The sequence below is a fragment of the Enterococcus sp. CR-Ec1 genome (assembly GCF_002850555.1).
In the GTDB taxonomy this organism is placed as follows: domain Bacteria; phylum Bacillota; class Bacilli; order Lactobacillales; family Enterococcaceae; genus Enterococcus_D; species Enterococcus_D entomosocium.
Genome location: NZ_CP025223.1, coordinates 2,798,233 through 2,820,537, shown reverse-complemented (window position 1 = coordinate 2,820,537; position 22,305 = coordinate 2,798,233). Strand labels below are relative to the sequence as shown.

The 22,305-nt window shown below is 41.2% G+C and carries 10 protein-coding genes and 1 tRNA gene; 10 read left to right on the top strand and 1 reads right to left on the bottom strand.

Translation table 11 applies throughout. The features are described from left to right. Window positions 1-29 precede the first annotated feature (29 nt). Window positions 30-467 carry a DUF1934 domain-containing protein gene (locus CXM95_RS13465; RefSeq protein ID WP_005234346.1) on the top strand — a complete coding sequence of 146 codons (438 nt, stop codon included), beginning with the start codon at window positions 30-32 and terminating at the stop codon, window positions 465-467. Between the two features lie 84 nt (window positions 468-551). Beyond that, the gene (gene rpoE, locus CXM95_RS13460; protein WP_086297788.1) at window positions 552-1,160 is read left to right on the top strand and encodes a DNA-directed RNA polymerase subunit delta; all 609 of its coding nucleotides are present in this window, start codon (window positions 552-554) and stop codon (window positions 1,158-1,160) included. 164 nt (window positions 1,161-1,324) lie between these two features. On the opposite strand, the gene CXM95_RS13455 is transcribed toward rpoE, so the two are convergent. Further along, window positions 1,325-1,396, bottom strand: a tRNA-Arg gene (locus CXM95_RS13455). A gap of 51 nt (window positions 1,397-1,447) precedes the next feature. On the opposite strand from CXM95_RS13455, the gene rpoN reads away from it, so the two are divergent. From rpoN to CXM95_RS13415, 8 genes are all read left to right on the top strand, one after another. Further along, the gene (rpoN, locus tag CXM95_RS13450) at window positions 1,448-2,767 is read left to right on the top strand and encodes an RNA polymerase factor sigma-54 (RefSeq protein WP_176257008.1); all 1,320 of its coding nucleotides are present in this window, start codon (window positions 1,448-1,450) and stop codon (window positions 2,765-2,767) included. A gap of 245 nt (window positions 2,768-3,012) precedes the next feature. Further along, a complete protein-coding gene (locus CXM95_RS13445; RefSeq protein WP_005228675.1) occupies window positions 3,013-4,050 on the top strand; it encodes a sugar-binding transcriptional regulator in 1,038 nt (345 codons plus the stop codon). A gap of 40 nt (window positions 4,051-4,090) precedes the next feature. After that, window positions 4,091-5,092 (top strand): type I glyceraldehyde-3-phosphate dehydrogenase, encoded by a 1,002-nt coding sequence (gene gap, locus CXM95_RS13440; protein ID WP_008380858.1) that lies wholly within the window; start codon window positions 4,091-4,093, stop codon window positions 5,090-5,092. A gap of 99 nt (window positions 5,093-5,191) precedes the next feature. Beyond that, window positions 5,192-6,382: a phosphoglycerate kinase gene (locus CXM95_RS13435; RefSeq protein WP_005234355.1), complete on the top strand. Its 1,191-nt coding sequence runs from the start codon at window positions 5,192-5,194 to the stop codon at window positions 6,380-6,382. Window positions 6,383-6,445: 63 nt separating this feature from the next. Then, window positions 6,446-7,201 carry a triose-phosphate isomerase gene (gene tpiA, locus CXM95_RS13430; RefSeq protein WP_101699249.1) on the top strand — a complete coding sequence of 252 codons (756 nt, stop codon included), beginning with the start codon at window positions 6,446-6,448 and terminating at the stop codon, window positions 7,199-7,201. Between the two features lie 112 nt (window positions 7,202-7,313). Continuing rightward, the gene (gene eno, locus CXM95_RS13425) at window positions 7,314-8,615 is read left to right on the top strand and encodes a surface-displayed alpha-enolase (protein WP_005234360.1); all 1,302 of its coding nucleotides are present in this window, start codon (window positions 7,314-7,316) and stop codon (window positions 8,613-8,615) included. Between the two features lie 230 nt (window positions 8,616-8,845). After that, window positions 8,846-9,958: a UDP-galactopyranose mutase gene (gene glf / locus CXM95_RS13420; RefSeq protein WP_101699248.1), complete on the top strand. Its 1,113-nt coding sequence runs from the start codon at window positions 8,846-8,848 to the stop codon at window positions 9,956-9,958. Between the two features lie 159 nt (window positions 9,959-10,117). Then, a complete protein-coding gene (locus tag CXM95_RS13415; protein WP_158297431.1) occupies window positions 10,118-22,219 on the top strand; it encodes a KxYKxGKxW signal peptide domain-containing protein in 12,102 nt (4,033 codons plus the stop codon). Window positions 22,220-22,305: the final 86 nt, after the last annotated feature.

Genomic DNA, 22,305 nt, shown 5'->3' with positions numbered 1-22,305 from the left:
ACTGAAATCTTCAAAGGAGGCACACGTACATGCAAGAATTATCAAAAGGAATCCCAATCTCGATTCATTTAACAACCAATGTACGTCAAGCAGGGGAAACAGAGAACTTTCTGTTTGATCTGCAAGGACAAGCAGTCAAGATCGGTGATACCTTATATCTCCGTTACAAAGAGATCCAGCCAGACGGCACCGACATTCCCGTTACGATGAAAATTATGCCAGACGGATTGATTCAATTGATTCGCTCAGGGGAAATGCGCATGCGCTTGAAATTTTCTTATAAGGAACGTTTAGAGACGAGTTATCAAACCCCGTATGGCTTGATGATGTTCCACACCTTCACCAATCACTTGCACGTTAGCTTGAAAGACCGTCCATACTCGGGAAAGATCGATATCGATTATGACTTGTTCATGGCTGCTGACAAAGTCGGCGAATACAAACTGTCTTTAGAATTTACCGCTTAATCAAAGGGAAATTGAAAGAAAAAATTGCAATTTGAGACGTAATTTTGTATGATTAGGAGTAGACTGTGAAAGGACGTGTCCCGTTTGGAAATTAATGTATTTGAAGGTGTAAATAAAAACGAATTGTCGATGATTGAAGTTGCCCATGCGATTTTAGAGCAGCGCGGTGACGTGATGGATTTTTCTGATTTGGTCAACCAAATTCAAAACTATCTTGAAACTTCAGACAGCGAGATTCGTGATTCATTGGCGCAGTTTTATACAGACTTGAATATCGACGGTAGTTTTATTTCTTTAGGCGACAATCGTTGGGGCTTACGTTCGTGGTACGCCATTGATTCGATCGATGAAGAAGTCAACCATGGCATCGAAGACGATGATGAAGATACACCACGTCGTCGCAAACGTAAAAAAGTCAATGCCTTTATCAACGATGATGAAGATGCAATCGATTATAACGATGATGATCCTGAGGATACTGATTTGTCAGATGACGAAGAAGATGATCTCTTTGATGATGATGATGACGAGGATGAAGAAATCTCGGCATACAATTCAGACTTGCAAGAAATCGGCGCCGACAATAGCACCGATGATGAAGAAGAATTACCTGACAGCATTGAGGAAGATCTCACCATTATCGATGACGATGATGAAGATGATTTTGCGGATGAAGAGGAAGAAGAGGAGTAATCCTCTTCTTTTTTTCGCCTTATGGCTGCAAGCAGCTTTTAATCGTTGAAGGACGAGTTCGCCTTCTTACATAGATACAAATAAAAAAGGAACCGCATCAGCGGTCCCTAAGTGCTTTTGAATTATTGATTTGAATCGAGTATACTTGTAACGAAAAGAAAAAACGCGCCTTGAGGGAATCGAACCCCCGTCTCAAGAACCGGAATCTTACGTGATATCCACTACACTAAAGGCGCGAAGCACAAATATTAGTTTAACCAATTTCAGTGAAAAAAACAAGAGGTAGAATGATGAAATTTCAACAGCAATTTTCACAACAACAAAAACAGACGCAAAAGCTTGCTATGACGCAGAAATTACAGCAATCGATCCAAGTGCTGCAATTTTCTGCAGATGAATTATTGTCCTTCATAGATAACCAGGCATTAGAAAATCCGTTGATTGATCTGGGGGAATATGATTCGCCCATCACACCAAGCAAGAGCAGCGGCTCGTCAGAACAAATAATGGATTACTTAAGCCAGATCCCTGATCAGCACACGTCTTTATTCGAACACCTCATTGATCAAGTTCATTTAAATTACCGCGACACCTTTTTGCGGACGATCGTTTTATTTTTAGTCGAGTACATTGATTTAAACGGCTTTTTGACGATTGATTTGGAAGAAGCTGGGAAGCTTGTCGGGGGGACGCCGATCCAAATGCTTGATGCTTTAACCTTGATCCAGCAACTGGATCCGGCAGGAGTCGGTGCTCGTGATCTAAGAGAGTGTTTGATGCTGCAAACGGAAAGAGATGACTATGCGCCGCCAATGGCTTATCTCATTTTAGAAGAATTCTTCACGGAAATGGCAGAGCGCAAGTGGGACAAAATCAGCAAAGCGCTGCAGATTCCATTAACTGAGATTCAAAAGGTCTTTGATTATGTTCAAACATTGACCCCCACACCAGGGGCGGCGTTTGGGTCGACCGATGGGCTTTACATCGTTCCTGACCTGCGAGTGACGGTTGAAAAAGGACAACCGATCGTGAAATCAAACAAACGCGCCTTACCAGAGGTTCGCTTTCAGCAGCAGTACTTTGACCAATTGAAGCAAAGCGGTGATCCAGAAGTCTTAAGTTATTTAGACAATAAAGCCCAAGAGTTCGAGTGGTTAAAGAAGACCTTGCTGCAACGAGGGGATACCATCTATCGTGTCGGGGTGCAGATCGTTGCGCGGCAAAAGGAGTTTTTCACTCAACCAGATCGACCATTAAAGCCATTGGTTTTAAGAGAAGTTGCCGAAGAATTAGGAATTCATGAATCAACGGTCAGCCGGGCAGTCAATGGGAAATACTTGGAGACCTCCTTTGGGGTGTTTGAATTAAAACTATTCTTTGGACAGAAAGTTTCGACGCAAGAAAGCGGTGATGACCTGACGACGGCATCGATCAAACAGCAGCTAAAAGCACTGATCAATGAAGAAAATAAAAACAAACCATTGTCAGACCAAAAGTTGACAGATGCCCTCAAAGCCCAAGGCATCGATATTTCTAGACGAACGGTGGCAAAGTATCGTGAAGCCATGAATATCCCTGGTTCTTCCAAGCGGAAACGATTCGAGTAAAGCAAAACTTACTATTAACGATGAGTAGGGAAGGCAGCAAAGCCTTTCCTTTTTTTATCGATCCTTTCCTCTTTTTCAAATTATGACGATTTTATGAAAAGCAAGATTTTGTGACTGAAATAGTTGCGTATCAAGGCGATAAGTGCTACTATTATTGGTGTAGGAAACAGATTAAATTTTTTTTGCAATCGATGGGTCATTTTAAGTCATTGTAGGACGAAAATTGTCCAACGGGAGGATATAAAATGCTCGATGAATTAAAATTGATTGAGGCAATCACCCCGGATATTCTCGCTGTACTCCAGGAACGTTACCGTATCTTAAGAAATATTTATTGGATGCAGCCCGTTGGCCGCCGGACACTTTCGGAAAGTTTATCAATGACGGAACGCGTGTTGAGGACGGAAACAGATATCCTTAAAAAGCTGAAACTGATCGACTCTTCAAAAAGCGGCATGCAATTGACCGCCTACGGAGAAGAAGTGTACACGAAGATTGGTGCACTGATGGATCAGCTGTTCGGAATGCACCAAATCGAGAAACGATTATCAGAGACCTTTGGCATCGAACGTTGTTTGATTGCGAGCGGCGATGGTGATCGACAACCGAAAGTTATTGCTGAATTTGGCCAGTTGCTGAATGAATCGTTGGATCTCTTATTGCCAGAAGGCAAAAACACCATCGCAGTAATGGGAGGGACGACAATGGCGAAAGTTGCCGAGGAATTGGGTAATTTGGAAACCGCCAAACGTCATAACTTGTTTGTTCCAGCCCGTGGTGGTATCGGAGAATCAGTCAACGTGCAAGCAAACTCTGTCAGCTCGGTGATGGCAATGCAGACAAATGGCGATTATCGCTCCTTGTTTGTACCAGAACAATTAAGCATGAACACCTACGAGTTTCTCTTGAAAGAACCCGCCATCGTTGATGTCTTAAACTTGATAAGTCAAGCAAATTGTGTTATTCATAGTATTGGACGGGCGTTGCATATGGCGGCTCGAAGAAAAATGTCAGAACAAGAAATTCTGATGTTGAAACAAAAAAATGCAGTTGCAGAATCCTTTGGGTATTTCTTTAACGAAGCAGGCGAGGTCGTTTACAAAGTTCCTCGAATCGGACTTCAATTAAAAGATTTACAAAAAGTCCCAATCATTTTTGCGGTCGCTGGCGGACAATCAAAAGCCAAAGCGGTCAATGCATACATGAAAAATGCACCAAAACAAACCTGGCTCATCACCGATGAAGCTTGCGCAAATGAGATTTTAAAAGGGGCAACCCTTTAAAATAAATATTTTTATGATTTTCATAAGGAGGAAATCTTAAATGACAGTTAAAGTAGGTATTAATGGATTTGGACGTATCGGACGCTTAGCATTTCGTCGTATCCAAGAAGTAGAAGGAATCGAAGTTGTGGCTATCAATGACTTAACAGACGCTAAAATGTTAGCTCACTTGTTAAAATATGATACAACACAAGGACGTTTCAACGGTACAGTTGAAGTTCACGAAGGTTCATTCAATGTGAACGGAAACGAAATCAAAGTTTTAGCTAACCGCAACCCTGAAGAATTGCCTTGGGGCGAACTAGGTGTTGAAATCGTGTTAGAATGTACTGGATTCTTCACTTCTAAAGCAGCTGCTGAAAAACATTTAACAGCTGGTGCAAAACGTGTAGTTATCTCAGCTCCTGGTGGAAACGATGTTCCAACAATCGTTTACAACACAAACCATGAAACTTTAACAGGTGAAGAAACAGTTATCTCTGGTGCTTCATGTACAACAAACTGTTTAGCTCCTATGGCGAAAACATTGAACGACAAATTTGGTGTGATTGAAGGATTAATGACTACAATCCATGCTTACACAGGTGACCAAATGACTCTAGACGGACCACACCCTAAAGGTGACTTCCGCCGTGCCCGTGCTGCTGCTGCAAACATCGTGCCTAACTCAACTGGTGCTGCTAAAGCGATCGGCTTAGTAATCCCAGAATTGAACGGCAAATTAGATGGTGCTGCTCAACGTGTTCCTGTTGCAACTGGTTCATTAACTGAATTAGTTACTGTTCTTGACAAAGAAGTAACTGTTGATGAAATCAATGCAGCAATGAAAGAAGCTTCAAACGAATCTTACGGTTACAACACAGACGAAATCGTTTCTTCTGATATCGTTGGTATGACTTACGGTTCATTATTTGATGCAACTCAAACAAAAGTTATGACTGTTGGCGACAAACAATTAGTTAAAACTGTTGCTTGGTACGACAATGAAATGTCATACACTGCACAATTAGTACGTACTTTAGAATACTTCGCTAACCTATAAGAGTTGCGAACGACTTTAATTTAAACCATCGCAAGAGAAAGCGGGGAAGCATCGCGCTTCTCCGCTTTTTTTAACAATTATGCTAGGAGGAATCTGTTCATGGCTAAAATGACAGTTCAAGATATCGATTTAAAAGATAAAAAAGTTCTTGTACGTGTGGACTTCAACGTTCCATTGAAAGATGGAGTGATCGGAGATGATACACGGATCAAAGCAGCATTACCAACAATCAATTATGTGATCGAAAACGGCGGAAAAGCAATTCTTTTCTCACACTTAGGTCGTGTGAAAGAAGAAGCAGATAAAGCTGGAAAATCTTTAGCGCCAGTTGCGAAACGTCTTGGCGAATTGTTAGGCAAAGAAGTAACATTCGTTGATGAAACCCGCGGCGAAAAATTAGAAGCAGCGATCAACAACATGCAAGATGGCGATGTCGTTGTTTTTGAAAACACTCGTTTCGAAGACATCGATGGCAAAAAAGAAAGCAAAAACGATCCTGAACTAGGCAAATACTGGGCTTCTTTAGGCGATGTTTTTGTAAATGATGCCTTTGGTACCGCACACCGCGCACACGCTTCAAACGTAGGGATCGCTTCAACAGGTATCCCAACAGTTGCTGGTTTCTTAATGGAAAAAGAAATCAAATTCATCGGGGAAGCAGTCGAAGAACCAAAACGTCCAATGATCGCGATTCTTGGTGGAGCAAAAGTATCTGATAAAATCGGCGTAATCGAAAACTTGATTCCTAAAGCAGACAAAATCTTGATCGGCGGCGGAATGACGTATACGTTCTACAAAGCAAAAGGCATGGAAATCGGTAATTCTCTTGTGGAAGCAGATAAAGTAGAATTAGCAAAAGAATTGATCGAAAAAGCTGGCGATAAATTAGTATTACCAGTTGATTCAATCACTGCTGCTGAATTTTCAAATGATGTCCCAACAGAAGAACATACTGGTGATGTTCCTGAAGGACAAATGGGCTTAGATATCGGACCTGAAACCATCGCTTTGTTTGCTGAAACATTAAAAGGCGCAAAAACAGTCGTTTGGAACGGACCTATGGGTGTGTTTGAAATGTCTAACTTCGCAAACGGTACGATTGGTGTTTGTGAAGCAATTGCCAACCTTGAAGATGCAACAACGATCATCGGTGGCGGTGACTCTGCAGCTGCAGCAGAACAATTAGGGTTTGCTGACAAATTTACCCACATCTCAACAGGTGGCGGTGCCAGCCTTGAATTGCTAGAAGGAAAAACACTTCCTGGCCTAGCTGCGATCAACGATAAATAATCAATGACAAGCCGTGCAAAGAACTTTCTTTGCACGCTTGATAACGAAAAGGAGTGCCAGAACATGCGCAAACCAATTATTGCCGGAAACTGGAAAATGAACAAAACTGCGAAAGAAGCAAAAGAATTTGCTGAAGCAGTCAAAACAAAAATTCCTAGCAACGAGACAGTTGACTCTGTGATCGGTTCGCCAGCTTTATTCTTAGAAACATTAGTGGATGCTGCTGAAGGAACAGAATTAAAAATTGCTGCTCAAAACAGCTACTGGGAAAATGAAGGTGCCTTTACTGGCGAAACTTCACCAGCAGCTTTAGCAGATCTAGGTGTTGACTATGTCATCATTGGTCATTCAGAACGTCGTGAATACTTCCATGAGACAGATGAAGACATCAACAAAAAAGCCAAAGCAATCTTTGCAAACGGCATGATCCCAATCCTATGCTGTGGTGAATCTTTAGAAACCTATGAAGCTGGCAAAACAGCGGAGTGGATCGAAGGACAAATCACTGCTGGCTTAGACGGTTTAACAGACGGTCAAGTAAGTAATCTTGTGATTGCTTACGAACCAATCTGGGCGATCGGTACTGGTAAATCAGCGGATGCAAACATCGCAGACGAAATTTGTGGCGTTGTCCGCAAAACCGTTGAAAAATTATACGGCAAAGAAGTTTCAGATAGCGTGCGTATCCAATACGGCGGTTCTGTAAAACCTGAAAACATTGCTGAATACATGGCAAAAGAAAATGTTGACGGAGCATTAGTTGGCGGCGCAAGCTTGCAAGCTGATTCATTCCTAGCATTATTAGATGCTGTAAAATAATTTCATTTTCATGAAAATAACATTTGCAGAATCGTGATTTTTTCACTACAATTAAGTTGTTCGCAAGGGGTATTCCCCTTAAGATAAAACAAACTCAAAGGAGAGACAAAACATGTCAATTATTACTGATGTTTACGCACGCGAAGTCTTAGACTCACGTGGTAACCCAACTATCGAAGTAGAAGTCTACACAGAATCAGGTGCTTTCGGCCGCGGAATGGTTCCTTCAGGAGCTTCAACAGGTGAACACGAAGCAGTTGAATTACGTGATGGCGACAAAGCTCGTTATGGCGGTAAAGGTGTAACGAAAGCAGTTGACAATGTAAATAACATCATTGCAGAAGCTATCATCGGCTACGATGTACGTGACCAAATGGCTATCGATAAAGCAATGATCGCTTTAGACGGAACTCCTAACAAAGGCAAATTAGGCGCAAACGCGATTCTTGGTGTTTCTATCGCTGTTGCTCGTGCAGCTGCTGATTACCTAGAAGTACCTTTATACCACTACTTAGGCGGATTCAATACAAAAGTATTGCCAACTCCTATGATGAACATCATCAACGGTGGTTCTCACTCTGACGCACCAATCGCTTTCCAAGAATTCATGATCTTGCCTGTAGGCGCACCTACATTCAAAGAAGGCTTACGTTGGGGTACTGAAGTATTCCACGCTTTGAAATCAATCTTGTCTAAACGTGGTTTAGAAACTTCAGTAGGTGACGAAGGTGGTTTCGCTCCTCGTTTTGAAGGAACTGAAGACGGTGTTGAAACAATCTTAGAAGCAATCAAAGCTGCTGGTTTAGAACCAGGTAAAGATGTATACCTAGGATTTGACTGTGCATCATCAGAATTCTACGAAAACGGTGTTTACGACTACTCTAAATTTGAAGGCGAAAACGGCGTAAAACGTACTGCTGCTGAACAAGTTGACTACTTAGAAGAATTAGTTAACAAATACCCAATCATCACTATCGAAGACGGTATGGATGAAAACGATTGGGATGGTTGGAAACTATTAACTGAACGCTTAGGCGACAAAGTTCAATTAGTAGGGGATGACTTGTTTGTTACAAATACTGAAATCCTTGAAAAAGGAATCAAAAACGGTATCGGTAACTCAATCCTTATCAAAGTTAACCAAATCGGTACATTGACTGAAACATTCAATGCAATCGAAATGGCGAAAGAAGCTGGTTACACTGCAGTAGTTTCTCACCGTTCAGGTGAAACAGAAGATTCAACAATCTCTGATATCGCTGTTGCAACAAACGCTGGCCAAATCAAAACTGGTTCTCTTTCACGTACTGACCGTATTGCAAAATACAACCAATTACTACGTATCGAAGACCAACTTGGTGAAGTTGCTGAATACAAAGGCTTGCAAGCTTTCTACAACTTAAAAAATAAATAATCTTTCGATTATTGCTTTGCTCTGAAAGAGTAGCGGTTGATTTAACAGTCAGCTGCTGCGATTTCAGAGCTTTTTTGTTGCCTCGATTCATTCAGTGCAGACAATGACCAATCATTTAAGATAACAGAAGGTAGTCATTTCTTCTTTATTTTCTTTTTCAAAAAAAAGAAATTATAGTTCTGACTTATCAAAATCCTATAATAAAAGAAAATAGTTTTTAGGAGAAAAAAATGGCTTATGATTATTTGATCGTTGGTACAGGTCTTTTTGGCTCAGTTTTTGCTCATGAAGCAGCGAAACGGGGACATACAGTGAAAATGTTGGAAAAACGGACACATATTGGCGGTAATTGTTATACAGAAAAACAAGCAGGAATCGACGTACATAAATATGGTGCGCATATTTTTCATACATCGAGTAAAAAAATTTGGGACTATATCAATCAGTTTACTGAATTCTATCCCTACATTCATGCTCCTATTGCAAACTATCAAGGCGAGCTATATAATCTTCCTTTTAATATGAACACATTTTACCAACTGTGGGGAACCCAAAATCCTGCTGAAGCTCGTACCAAAATAATGACTCAAATTGAAAAGACAAGAATAAAAAGACCACGAAATTTAGAAGAACAGGCTCTTTCTTTAGTCGGACCAGACATCTATCATAAGCTGATCAAAGGCTACACTGAAAAACAGTGGGGACGAGAATGTGATCTTCTTCCTTCTTTTATTATCAAAAGGCTGCCGATCCGGTATACCTTTAACAACAATTATTTTACGGATATTTTTCAAGGAATACCTAAATTGGGTTATACACAAATGATTCAAAAAATGCTTACACATCCACTGATTGATGTTTCTTTAGAGACTGATTTTTTTGCAGATCGCACACGACATGAAGCCTCTTCTAAGAACATTGTTTATACTGGAATGATTGATCAATATTTCGATTATTGTTATGGCGAGTTGGCCTATCGGTCTTTACATTTTGAAACTGAAGTCTATAACACGGATAATTACCAAGGAACAGCCGTCATGAACTTTACAGACAGTCAAACGCCCTATACGCGAATCATTGAGCATAAACATTTTTGTCCAGTGGTGTCAAAAAGAACAGTTATCACTAAAGAATACCCGAAAGAGTGGAAGAAAGGAGATATTCCTTACTACCCAATTAACGATCAAAGCAATAATGCATTGTATCGCAAGTATGAAAAATTAGCGCAACAGCAAAAAAATTGTTTGTTTGGTGGGCGCCTAGCCAGCTATCGCTATTATGATATGGACGATACGATCGCAGCTGCTTTAAAGCTTGTCCAACAGGAATTTCAAGTGGAGTAACCTCTTCTATTGGAGAGGTTGCTTTTTTTTGTCCCGATTCTGGGACAAAACGTAACTTTTTTACTAGCTATGAAATAATTAGTTATCCTATCTTCTAAATAAATAGGACTTGGGGAAGTTTATAAAACATTTTTACGAAAGGGGAGAAAAATAAACGTAATGAGTAAAAAGAATAATTATCGAAAGTTGTTACGCTCCAATAAAAGTGAACGCTACAAGATGTATAAAAGCGGAAAACATTGGGTCTATGCAACGATCACTTCTTTTACTGGCATTGCTGGATTGAGTATCGCGCCAATCGTGGCACATGCTTCAGAAATCACACCGCCATTAGATGCAAGTAAAGAAGCAAATGCCGAGAATGTCTTGGCAAATAAAACGACGACCAAAATACCGGCTTCATCGACACAAGAAAGTGAAGCTACTTCTCAATCTGAAAGCACACAGCCATCGGATAGTTTTTCTGAATCCGAAAGTATTACCCAGTCACAAAGTGCAACAGAGTCAACTAGTTTAACCGAATCACAGAGTGTGAGTGATTCAGAAATTGAAAACAATGTTACCACTATTGAAGAATCCCAAAGCACTTCTGAATCAATGAGCCTTTCCGAGGAGGAGAGTGTGTCTGAATCAGAGAGTTTGAGTATCTCAGAAAGTACCTCTATTTCAGAAAGTGGTTCGTTGTCGTCAAGTGCATCAGAATCGACTAGTCTATCGATGTCACGATCTACCAGCGTCTCTCATTCAACGTCAGTAAGTCAAAAGAACCCACCAAAACAAACAGTCACCGAAAAAAATAAAGTAGAATCACAAAAAGCACAAGAGCTCTTTGATCAATTAGTGCCTAAGAAAGTACAAGCTTCGGTTGACACTACAACGAATTCATTAGAAATAGTAGTCAAAGATGGCAATTCACCAAGTACATCTTTGATACGGGCAGCGCAGCAATATGCTAGTGCCAATAACTTGATTGCAAGTTTTGCAATCACCACTCAATCAGGGCAGATCATTAAAATCAACGTTTCTGCAGATCCGGATATGGGTCGAGAAGAATTTGAACAGGCAATCAATGATGGAAATAAAACCAATTCACCTTCTGGAGTAACAGTTGATGTGCCAGACCAAGTGAAGAATAAAGATTTATATAAGCAAACCGCTATTGCTAATGGCACTTATGCCGCAGTTACTGACTGGGCTACCTTAAAAGCAGCATATGGAAATTCTTCGATTACCTATATCGAGGTAACCGCCAATATTACAGCAGCTACCAATGTGGCAACTCGTGATTTGGGTTGGCGCGAAACGAGTGTGATTATTGACGGGAATGGTTTTACAGTCAATATGGCAGGAGCAGCGTTTAATGTAGGGGCAAGTTCTACGGTTCGCGGTTCTATTTTTACGATCACAAATATTAACTTGATTCATTGGCAGTCAGGCACCAACTCAGGAGACAGTGGGACAGGTACAGCGGACGCAGTGATTGATTCAAGGTCGGCAACAGGTGGTTATGGATACTGGTACTTCAATATCGATAATGTCACTCTCGAAGGACGAGATGGTGTTAGCGGAACAGATACTGCTTATCAACCACGACGACTACTGGATGCTGAGGATAGTCAAGTGACTTTATCAGGCAAAATCGTTGCCAATGTAAAACAAGAATTGATGCAAATTGGGGAAGTAGCTATCGCTAACGGATCCCATGTAGAGTTGAATCGAACAGCTGGTACCACTGGTTATTCCATGTTTTACTATATGGCCATCCGAGGGAACAATGCGAGTGATACAGGATTCAACCATACCTTTAAAGTAGGTGATGGAGCGACAATTATTGGGAACGAACTTAGTACCTATAATAGTAACAACTATCCCCTTGTCTATTATGGATTTAACTCAATCACTGTTGGAGATGACGTAACCTGGAAGCAAGACGGCTTCCAAATGCTCCTTGATTTTTCTCGTTATTCAGGAAGTCAATCAAATGACCGAACTGCAACTTTTGGACAAAATTTACAAATGACGGCTACGCGTACAGTAGGTTCTAACTCGCTGAATGTCACAAATAGAGCGGTTGTTACATTTAATGCAGGAACGGTACTTGATTTGCAACAATGGAATGCCAATACTGTTGTAAACGTTGATTCTGGCGCAACCATTCGCTTTATTTCACCGCGAGCATTGCACTTAGCACGTTTAACTTCTTCAGGAGCTGTTTCGGCTGGCCGATTGATTACAGGTTCGGGAACATTTGTCATGAATAATTCTCAGATTAGTACATGGCAAGGCAGCAGTAGCCAAACCGCTGCTCCAGAAGGAAACCGTAACTTAAAATTCGTAGAGATGACTATTTCAGGTACGACAACCACCATTAAAGATACGGCTGGAAATGTTACTACATCTAATATTGTAGATACTTCTACCCGTGAATTAGCGACTGTTGCTATTGCACCAGGAACTGTAACTGTAAACTATGTTGATCAGTATGGCAATATTATCAAAACTGTTGATATGCCAATTGATCCAGACGTTAATTACATTGGTGAGTATCTTGATTTGCAAACGTTGGAGTATGCCAATGATCTAATGCCTGATAATTATATGTGGGCGATTGGTACCCAAGTCGCTAGTTCTGCGAAAAATGATGGCCAAAGTGGTGGAGATAGTACGACTGATGCTGATAATGGGGATAGTTATGGACAAGCGACAGTTGCGATCGTTCCGATGGAAAACACCAATTATACCTATAATATTTATGTATACGGTGTTGCTAATAATTCGGTTCAGTACCAATATGTTGACGTTAAGACAGGTCAAGTGATTTCTTCTGAGTACATGAATGCTGGTACCGAAGCTTCAGGAACAGATAGAGTTCCTGCAAACTACGGGAATGTTATTGATTGGACCAATAGTTACTATACTTCGACGAATTTACCTCCTGGTTACTATTATGCAACAGGTGCAGTATTAAATGGTAATGTACAGCCTGGATCTACTACAGTCGGAACTGGAGCGAGTCTAACCACTATTTATGTTGTAGCAGATACACAAACAGTCAACGTAACATTTGTTAATTCAGATGGTCGTCCATTACAAAACCAAACTGGCACAGTTGCCATCAATGGGACGACCGGCCAAGAAATAAGTTATGAGGATTTAATTGCGGATTACCTCACTCAAACCGGTTATTATGCAGATCAAACAGGGACATTTGTTTTTGATAATACTAGCAATAATGGTAGTACGACAGATAGTGATCAACAGTTTATTACGATCACTCTCTATCCGTCTTATCAAGAAGTCGGTGTCGTTGGAAATAATCAACCGGAATCAGATCCTGCTACAGGGGAAGCATTTGAGCAAATCCCGGGAACAGTCACTGTTGGAAAATATGGTACTTCTGGCGTTTCAAACGAAAGTATCACTCTTGGTGTAACAGATGCAGATTTAGAGAGAAATGGATATATTTATACGGTTACAGGACCAGATGGAGTAGTCTACAATACATTAGCGGAAGCTATGGCTGCCAATCAAACTTTTGACACCACCAGTAATGGAGCATCTCAAATGGATTCTTCACCTCAGATGTTCACGGTCAATTATGAACAAGATCCGGTATCTTTGTCTACTTCAGAGTCTGTTTCGGGAAGTGAATCATTATCAGAATCCATTATTACTTCTACTTCAGAATCAGAAAGTGTTTCTCTTTCTCAATCGATTTCAGAAAGTGACTCTTTATCAGAATCGATCTCTGTTAGTGATTCAGAATCAATGTCTACATCAATGAGTGAGTCTGTTTCAGTTTCAGAATCAGAGAGTGACTCATTGTCATCGTCTATTTCAGAAAGTGAATCTGATATGAATGATTCGACATCTGAATCATTATCAACATCAATCTCTACTTCAACTTCTTTAAGTGATTCAGAATCGGTTTCGATCTCATTGAGTGACTCAGAATCAGCGTCTCTTTCAACAAGTGAATCTATTTCAGTGTCGGACTCAGAGAGTGGCTCGTCATCGACCTCTATCTCAGAAAGTGAATCAATGTCTCTTTCAATTTCGCTTAGTGATTCAGAATCTTTATCAGAATCCCTATCTGAAAGTATTTCAACATCGATTTCATTGTCGGATAGTGATTCAATGTCAGAAAGTCTTTCAGCATCAGAATCGTTATCCATATCAGCTAGTGTTTCTGAGTCAGATTCAGAAAGTGATAGTTCTAGCTTTAGTGCCTCTGTTTCTGGATCATTGAGCAACAGTACAAGTGATTCTGAAAGTTTATCTTTATCTGAGTCAGTATCAGTTTCACTCTCGCAATCACTCAGTGAATCCACTTCACTATCATTGTCAGAGAGTGATTCAGTATCAGAAAGTATTTCAGCATCAGAATCATTATCTGTCGCAATTAGTGAATCTGATTCTTCTTCGCTTAGTGAGAGCATTAGTTTCAGCGAATCTATTTCTGATTCATTGAGTGCTAGCATGAGTTTATCAGAAAGTTTATCGGAATCAGACTCGATCTCAAATTCAATTAGTATGTCGATGTCATTGAGCATTAGTGAAAGCAATAGTGAGTCTACTAGCGAATCAGCAAGCTTCAGTGGCAGCACAAGTGTAAGTAACAGTGATTCCACAAGTGTAAGTACGTCAGCTAGTGCTTCAACATCTGTAAGTATTAGCGAGTCAATCAGTACCAGCACATCAGTTAGCGATTCATTATCATTAAGTAACAGTGAGTCAATGAGTTTGAGTACCTCGCTTAGTGATTCATCCTCATTGAGCGCCAGCATTTCGACATCATTAAGTGCAAGTGACTCTGCAAGTTATAGCGGCAGTACGAGCGTAAGTAATAGCGATTCGGCAAGCGAAAGTATATCTGCAAGTAATTCACTTTCAGTAAGTATTAGTGAGTCAACAAGTGAAAGTACGTCAATCAGCGATTCTGCATCATTGAGTACAAGCATTTCGACATCCCTAAGTGCGAGTGATTCTGCAAGTTACAGTGGTAGTACAAGTGTAAGCAACAGTGATTCCACAAGCGCAAGTACGTCAAGTAGTGAATCAACATCTGCAAGCATTAGTGAGTCGACAAGCACCAGCACATCGATCAGCGATTCGTTATCAGTAAGTACAAGTATCAGTAACAGTGATTCGGCAAGTGCAAGTACATCAGTGAGTGAATCAACATCTGTAAGTATTAGTGAATCCACAAGCACAAGCACCTCGATCAGCGATTCATTATCATTGAGTACAAGTGTTTCATCTTCCCTAAGTGCGAGTGAATCAGCAAGCTTTAGCGGTAGCACAAGTGTAAGTAACAGTGATTCGACAAGTGCAAGTACGTCAAGTAGTGAATCAACATCTACAAGTATCAGTGAGTCGACAAGCTTGAGCACCTCGATCAGCGATTCATTATCATTGAGTACAAGTGTTTCATCTTCCTTAAGTGCGAGTGAATCAGCAAGCTTCAGTGGTAGTACAAGTGTAAGCAACAGTGATTCCACAAGCGCAAGTACGTCAAGCAGTGAATCAACATCTGCAAGCATTAGTGAGTCAACAAGCACCAGCACGTCGATCAGCGATTCGTTATCAGTAAGTACAAGTATCAGTAACAGCGAATCAGCAAGCCTGAGCACATCAGTCAGTGATTCATCATCATTGAGCACAAGTATTTCGACATCTCTAAGTGCGAGTGAATCAGCAAGCTTTAGCGGCAGTACAAGTGTAAGTAACAGTGAGTCGACAAGTACAAGTACGTTAAATAGTGAATCAACATCTACAAGTATTAGTGAGTCAACAAGCCTAAGCACATCGATCAGTGATTCATCATCATTGAGTACAAGTGTTTCTTCTTCCCTAAGTGCGAGTGATTCAGCAAGCTTTAGCGGTAGCACAAGTGTAAGTAACAGTGATTCGACAAGTGCAAGTACGTCAAGTAGTGAATCAACATCTACAAGTATTAGTGAGTCGACAAGCACCAGCACATCGATCAGCGATTCATTATCAGTAAGTACAAGCATCAGTAACAGTGAATCAGCAAGCCTGAGCACATCAGTCAGTGATTCATCATCATTGAGCACAAGTATTTCGACATCTCTAAGTGCGAGTGATTCAGCAAGCTTTAGTGGTAGCACAAGCGTAAGCAACAGTGAGTCGACAAGCGCAAGTACGTCAGTGAGCGAATCAACATCTACAAGCGTTAGTGAGTCAACAAGCTTGAGCACATCAATCAGTGATTCATTATCATTGAGTACAAGTGTTTCGACATCCCTAAGTGCGAGTGAATCAGCAAGCTTTAGTGGTAGCACAAGCGTAAGCAACAGTGAGTCGACAAGCGCAAGTACGTCAGTGAGCGAATCAACATCTACAAGCGTTAGTGAGTCAACAAGCTTGAGCACATCAATCAGTGATTCATTATCATTGAGTACAAGTGTTTCGACATCTCTAAGTGCGAGTGAATCAGCAAGCTTTAGTGGTAGCACAAGTGTAAGTAATAGTGAGTCCACAAGTACGAGCACGTCGATTAGCGATTCATTATCAGTAAGTACAAGCATCAGTAACAGCGAATCAGCAAGTACAAGCACATCAGTCAGTGATTCATCATCATTGAGCACAAGTGTTTCGACATCTCTAAGTGCGAGTGAATCAGCAAGCTTTAGTGGAAGCACAAGTGTAAGCAACAGTGATTCCACAAGTACAAGCACGTCGATCAGCGATTCATTGTCTGTAAGTACAAGCATTAGTAACAGTGAATCAGCAAGCCTGAGCACATCAGTCAGTGATTCATCATCATTGAGTACAAGTGTTTCGACATCTCTAAGCGCGAGTGATTCTGCAAGCTTCAGTGGTAGCACAAGTGTAAGCAACAGTGAGTCGACAAGTACAAGCACATCAATCAGTGATTCATCATCATTGAGTACAAGTATTTCAGCATCCCTAAGTGCGAGCGATTCTACAAGCTTTAGTGGAAGCACAAGTGTAAGCAACAGTGAGTCGACAAGTACAAGTACGTCGATCAGTGATTCACTATCATTGAGTACAAGTATTTCAGCATCCCTAAGTGCGAGTGATTCAGCAAGCTTTAGTGGTAGCACAAGTGTAAGTAATAGTGAGTCCACAAGTACAAGCACGTCGATTAGCGATTCATTATCAGTGAGTACAAGCATCAGTAACAGTGAATCAGCAAGTATAAGCACATCAATCAGTGATTCATCATCATTGAGTACAAGTGTTTCGACATCTCTAAGTGCGAGTGATTCAGCAAGCTTCAGTGGTAGTACAAGTGTAAGCAGCAGTGATTCCACAAGTACGAGCACGTCGATCAGCGATTCATCATCATTGAGCACAAGTATTTCGACATCTCTAAGTGCGAGTGATTCTGCAAGCTTCAGTGGCAGCACAAGTGTAAGTAATAGTGAGTCGACAAGCACCAGCACGTCGATTAGCGATTCAATGTCTGTAAGTACAAGTATCAGTAACAGTGAATCAGCAAGTGAAAGTACGTCAATCAGTGATTCATCATCATTGAGCACAAGTATTTCGACATCTCTAAGTGCGAGTGATTCAGCAAGCTTTAGCGGCAGTACAAGTGTAAGTAACAGTGATTCCACAAGCGCAAGTACGTCATCGAGCGAATCAACATCTACAAGCATTAGTGAATCAACAAGCAACAGCACATCGAACAGTGATTCATCATCATTGAGTACAAGTGTTTCGACATCTCTAAGTGCGAGTGATTCAGCAAGCTTTAGTGGTAGCACAAGTGTAAGTAATAGTGAGTCAACAAGTACAAGTACGTCGATCAGTGATTCACTATCATTGAGTACAAGTATTTCAGCATCCCTAAGTGCGAGTGATTCCGCAAGTTACAGTGGCAGCACAAGCGTAAGCAACAGTGAGTCCACAAGCTCAAGTACGTCAGTGAGCGAATCATCATCTACAAGCGTTAGTGAGTCGACAAGCTTGAGCACATCGATCAGTGACTCATCATCACAAAGTGCAAGCATTTCGACATCATTAAGTGCGAGCGATTCTACAAGCTTTAGTGGCAGCACAAGTCTAAGCAACAGTGATTCCACAAGTACGAGCACGTCGATCAGCGATTCATTATCTGTAAGTACAAGCATTAGTAACAGTGAATCAACAAGCCTGAGCACATCAATCAGTGATTCATCATCATTGAGTACAAGTGTTTCGACATCTCTAAGTGCGAGTGATTCTGCAAGCTTTAGTGGCAGCACAAGCGTAAGTAATAGTGAGTCGATAAGTACAAGCACGTCGATCAGCGATTCATTGTCTGTAAGTACAAGCATCAGTAACAGTGAGTCGATAAGTACAAGCACATCAATCAGTGATTCATCATCATTGAGCACAAGCATTTCGACATCTCTAAGTGCGAGTGATTCAGCAAGCTTTAGTGGCAGCACAAGTGTAAGCAACAGTGAGTCCATAAGTACGAGCACGTCGATCAGTGATTCATCATCATTGAGTACAAGTATTTCGGCATCCTTAAGTGCGAGTGATTCAGCAAGCTTTAGCGGAAGCACAAGTGTTAGCAGTAGCGATTCCACAAGTGTAAGTACGTCATTAAGTGATTCATCATCGCTAAGTACAAGTGTAAGCAACAGTGACTCGACAAGTACAAGCACGTCGATCAGCGATTCGTTATCAGTAAGTACAAGTATCAGTAACAGTGAATCAGCAATTACAAGCACATCAATCAGTGATTCATCATCATTGAGTACAAGTATTTCGGCATCCTTAAGTGCGAGTGATTCAGCAAGCTTTAGCGGCAGCACAAGTGTTAGCAGTAGCGATTCCACAAGTGTAAGTACGTCATTAAGTGATTCATCATCGCTAAGTACAAGTGTAAGCAACAGTGACTCGACAAGTGCAAGTACGTCGATCAGCGATTCATCATCGTTAAGTACCAGTGTGAGTGATAGTGATTCGACAAGTACAAGTGCCTCAATTAGCGATTCAATGTCTGTAAGTACAAGCATCAGTAACAGTGAATCAACAAGCTTGAGTACGTCCATCAGTGCCTCTTCGTCATTGAGCACAAGTATCTCAGTATCACAAAGTGCGAGCGATTCTACAAGCTTTAGTGGTAGCACAAGCGTAAGTACTAGTGAATCAACAAGTGCAAGTACGTCGATCAGTGACTCGTTATCTCTAAGCACAAGTACTTCGTTGTCATTAAGTGCGAGCGATTCTACAAGCTTTAGTGGCAGCACAAGTGTAAGCAACAGTGAGTCAACAAGTACGAGTACGTCATTGAGTGACTCATTATCAGTAAGTACAAGTATTAGTAACAGTGAGTCAGCAAGTATTAGTACTTCACTAAGTGATTCATCATCATTGAGTACTAGTGGTTTAATGTCACAAAGTGCAAGCGACTCTGCAAGCTACAGCGGTAGCACAAGTACAAGTAATAGTGAATCAACAAGCATTAGTACGTCTGTGAGCGATTCACGGACTAGTGAAAGTCAAAGCTATAGCAGCAGTACTTCAGCCAGCTTGAGCATGAGTACTAGTGTCAGTACTTCGGTTAGTGACTCTGCTTCAATTAGTACAAGTAGCAGTAATAGTGAATCGAATAGTTTGAGTACGTCAATTAGTGATTCACGTTCAAGTATGAGTGAAAGCTTTAGCAGCAGTACCTCAGCAAGTATTAGTCTAAGTACTAGTGACAGTACTAGCTACAGTAGCAGCACCTCAGCAAGCATAAGTACAAGTACTAGCGATAGTACAAGTATTAGTAATAGTGCTTCTGAAAGTATGAGTGAAAGCTTGAGTATCAGTACATCAATGAGCGACTCATCGTCAATCAGTGCTAGCTTGAGCAATAGCGATAGTCTTTCAGAAAGCAGATCACTAGCAAGTGAAAGTCAAAGCTACAGTAGTAGTACTTCTGCGAGTCTAAGTCTCAGCACAAGTACTAGCAGTTCATTAAGTGATTCATCGTCAACTAGTGCGAGCGACAGCTACAGTTTGAGTAATAGTTTGAGCCAATTGACAAGTGACTCACTTTCCGAAGGTATTAGTTTAAGTAATAGCCTAAGTAATAGTTTCAGTCAAAGTACTTCAGCTAGCACGAGTTTGAGTTCAAGTACAAGTCTAAGTGAACAATTATCTCAATCAGTCAGTGCCAGCGAGTCACGGAGTGATAGCCTAAGCTATAGTAGCAGCACATCAATTAGTACGAGTGAAAGTAGCAGTACTAGCTTGAGCGAATTACTATCTCGTTCAACCAGTGCCAGTGAATCACGGAGCAATAGCTTGAGCCAAAGCACAAGTACTTCGTTGAGTGGCAGCAACAGCTCTAGCTTAAGTTTAAGTGAAATGAACTCTCAATCTAGCAGTGCGAGCGAATCACGGAGTGATAGTGTAAGCAATAGCATGAGCACATCAACCAGTGACAGCTTAAGTTCTAGTACGAGTGTAAGTGATTTACTTTCTAGATCAGAGAGTGCAAGTGAATCTAGAAGTGATAGCCTAAGCTATAGCGGCAGCACGAGCGTAAGTAACAGCTTAAGTTTAAGCGCGAGTCTAAGTGATTTACTATCTAGATCTGAAAGTGCCAGCGAATCACGTAGTTTCAGTACGAGTGATAGTGCAAGCACATCACTCAGCAATAGCGATAGTGCAAGTGATAGCTTAAGCGATCTATATTCAAGATCGAACAGTTCTAGCCTTTCAACCAGTGACAGTACAAGTACAAATGATTCTGTCTCAGCAAGTGCTAGTGAGAGCACCAGCATTTCACAATCTACTAGTACAAGTCTAAGCGAATCGGCATCAATCAGCACATCGCTTAGCGAAAAACAAGAAGTGATTGAATCTCAAAGTGTGAGTGCTTCGACAAGTGATTCACAAAGCTCTAGCACCAGTGAATCAGTTAGCGTCAGCATCAGTACTAGCGAAAGCGAGCGGAATAGTACGGAAGTTACACCTAGCGAATCAACCTCCATTAGCGAAAGCATTAGTACAAGTGAAAGTGTACGAGATTCCGAATCGGTTAGTTCAAGTGACAGTACAAGTTTGAGTCAATCTATGAGTACGAGCGACCAAGCCTCCGCCTCTGAAAGCACAAGCAACAGTTCTAGCATTCGCGATTCTGAGTCTGAAAGCGCAAGTATTTCTACGGAAGAAAGCCGCAGCTTCAGTACAAGTGAGTCGATTTTTGCAAGTGAGAGCACATCAATCAGTCAAAGTGACAGTACAAGTATGAGCGAATCAGCTAGTGAAAGTACCAGCATTAGTGACAGTGAACGTGGTTCAATGTCTGATAGTGCAAGTGTAAGTGATTCGACTTCAACCAGTGACAGTACAAGTGTGAGTGAATCTGTTAGCGAAAGTACCAGCATTAGTGACAGTGAACGTGGTTCAATGTCTGATAGTGCAAGTGTAAGTGATTCGACTTCAGCAAGCGAAAGCCTAAGTGTGAGTGAATCAGCAAGCGAAAGCACCAGCATCAGCGACAGTGAACGTGGTTCAATGTCTGATAGTGCAAGTGTAAGTGATTCGACTTCAGCAAGCGAAAGCCTAAGTGTGAGTGAATCAGCAAGCGAAAGCACTAGCATCAGCGATAGTGAACGTGATTCAATGTCAAATAGTGCAAGTGTAAGTGATTCGACTTCTATCAGTGACAGTACAAGCGTAAGTGAATCTGCAAGCGAAAGCACCAGCATCAGTGATAGTGAACGTGATTCAGTATCACTTAGCGCCGAATCAAGTGATTCAGGGTCAACAAGCGACAGTCTGAGTGCTAGCAACTCGGCTAGTCAGAGTGAAAGCTTTAGTGCCTCTGATCGAGATTCAGTCTCCATGAGCGCTAGTGAATCAATCAGCGATAGTACCAGCGTGAGTGACTCTGCTTCGCTAAGCACAAGTACAAGTGATATCAACTCTGATATCGTCAGTGAATATCACAGTAATAGCTTGTCTGAGAGTCTATCAGAGCTGCAATCACAATCAACTAGCCAAGATCATTCACTTTCGGCAAGTGAGTCTAACAGCGGCTCTACTTCAACACCATCAAGTTCTGATCAGAACAATGGAGTAAATGGAAATACAATAACGCCAATTGGCAACACAGAAGTAGGGAGTCATACGACCGGTGCAACTGGTTCTACTCTTCCTAAGACTGGCGAATCTGATGCAAGTGGTATTCAAATGTCTCTTGCTGGAATTGCCACGCTGTTAGCTGCTATTGCTTTAATGAAAAAGAAAAAAGATGAAGCAAAGCGTGAAACAGAGTAACTCGTTAGTTTTGTTTTGTGAAGAGCTAGGATAAATTTCCTAGCTCTTCTAAAATGATAAAAGTACTTCTATTAAATAAAAAAGCA

Excerpts from the sequence above, each read along its gene's own strand:
- CXM95_RS13465 (WP_005234346.1), top strand. The coding sequence starts at position 30 with ATGCAAGAATTATCAAAAGGAATCCCAATCTCGATTCATTTAACAACC.
- rpoN (WP_176257008.1), top strand. The coding sequence starts at position 1,448 with ATGATGAAATTTCAACAGCAATTTTCACAACAACAAAAACAGACGCAA.
- CXM95_RS13445 (WP_005228675.1), top strand. The coding sequence starts at position 3,013 with ATGCTCGATGAATTAAAATTGATTGAGGCAATCACCCCGGATATTCTC.
- gap (WP_008380858.1), top strand. The coding sequence starts at position 4,091 with ATGACAGTTAAAGTAGGTATTAATGGATTTGGACGTATCGGACGCTTA.
- CXM95_RS13435 (WP_005234355.1), top strand. The coding sequence starts at position 5,192 with ATGGCTAAAATGACAGTTCAAGATATCGATTTAAAAGATAAAAAAGTT.
- tpiA (WP_101699249.1), top strand. The coding sequence starts at position 6,446 with ATGCGCAAACCAATTATTGCCGGAAACTGGAAAATGAACAAAACTGCG.
- eno (WP_005234360.1), top strand. The coding sequence starts at position 7,314 with ATGTCAATTATTACTGATGTTTACGCACGCGAAGTCTTAGACTCACGT.
- glf (WP_101699248.1), top strand. The coding sequence starts at position 8,846 with ATGGCTTATGATTATTTGATCGTTGGTACAGGTCTTTTTGGCTCAGTT.
- CXM95_RS13415 (WP_158297431.1), top strand. The coding sequence starts at position 10,118 with ATGAGTAAAAAGAATAATTATCGAAAGTTGTTACGCTCCAATAAAAGT.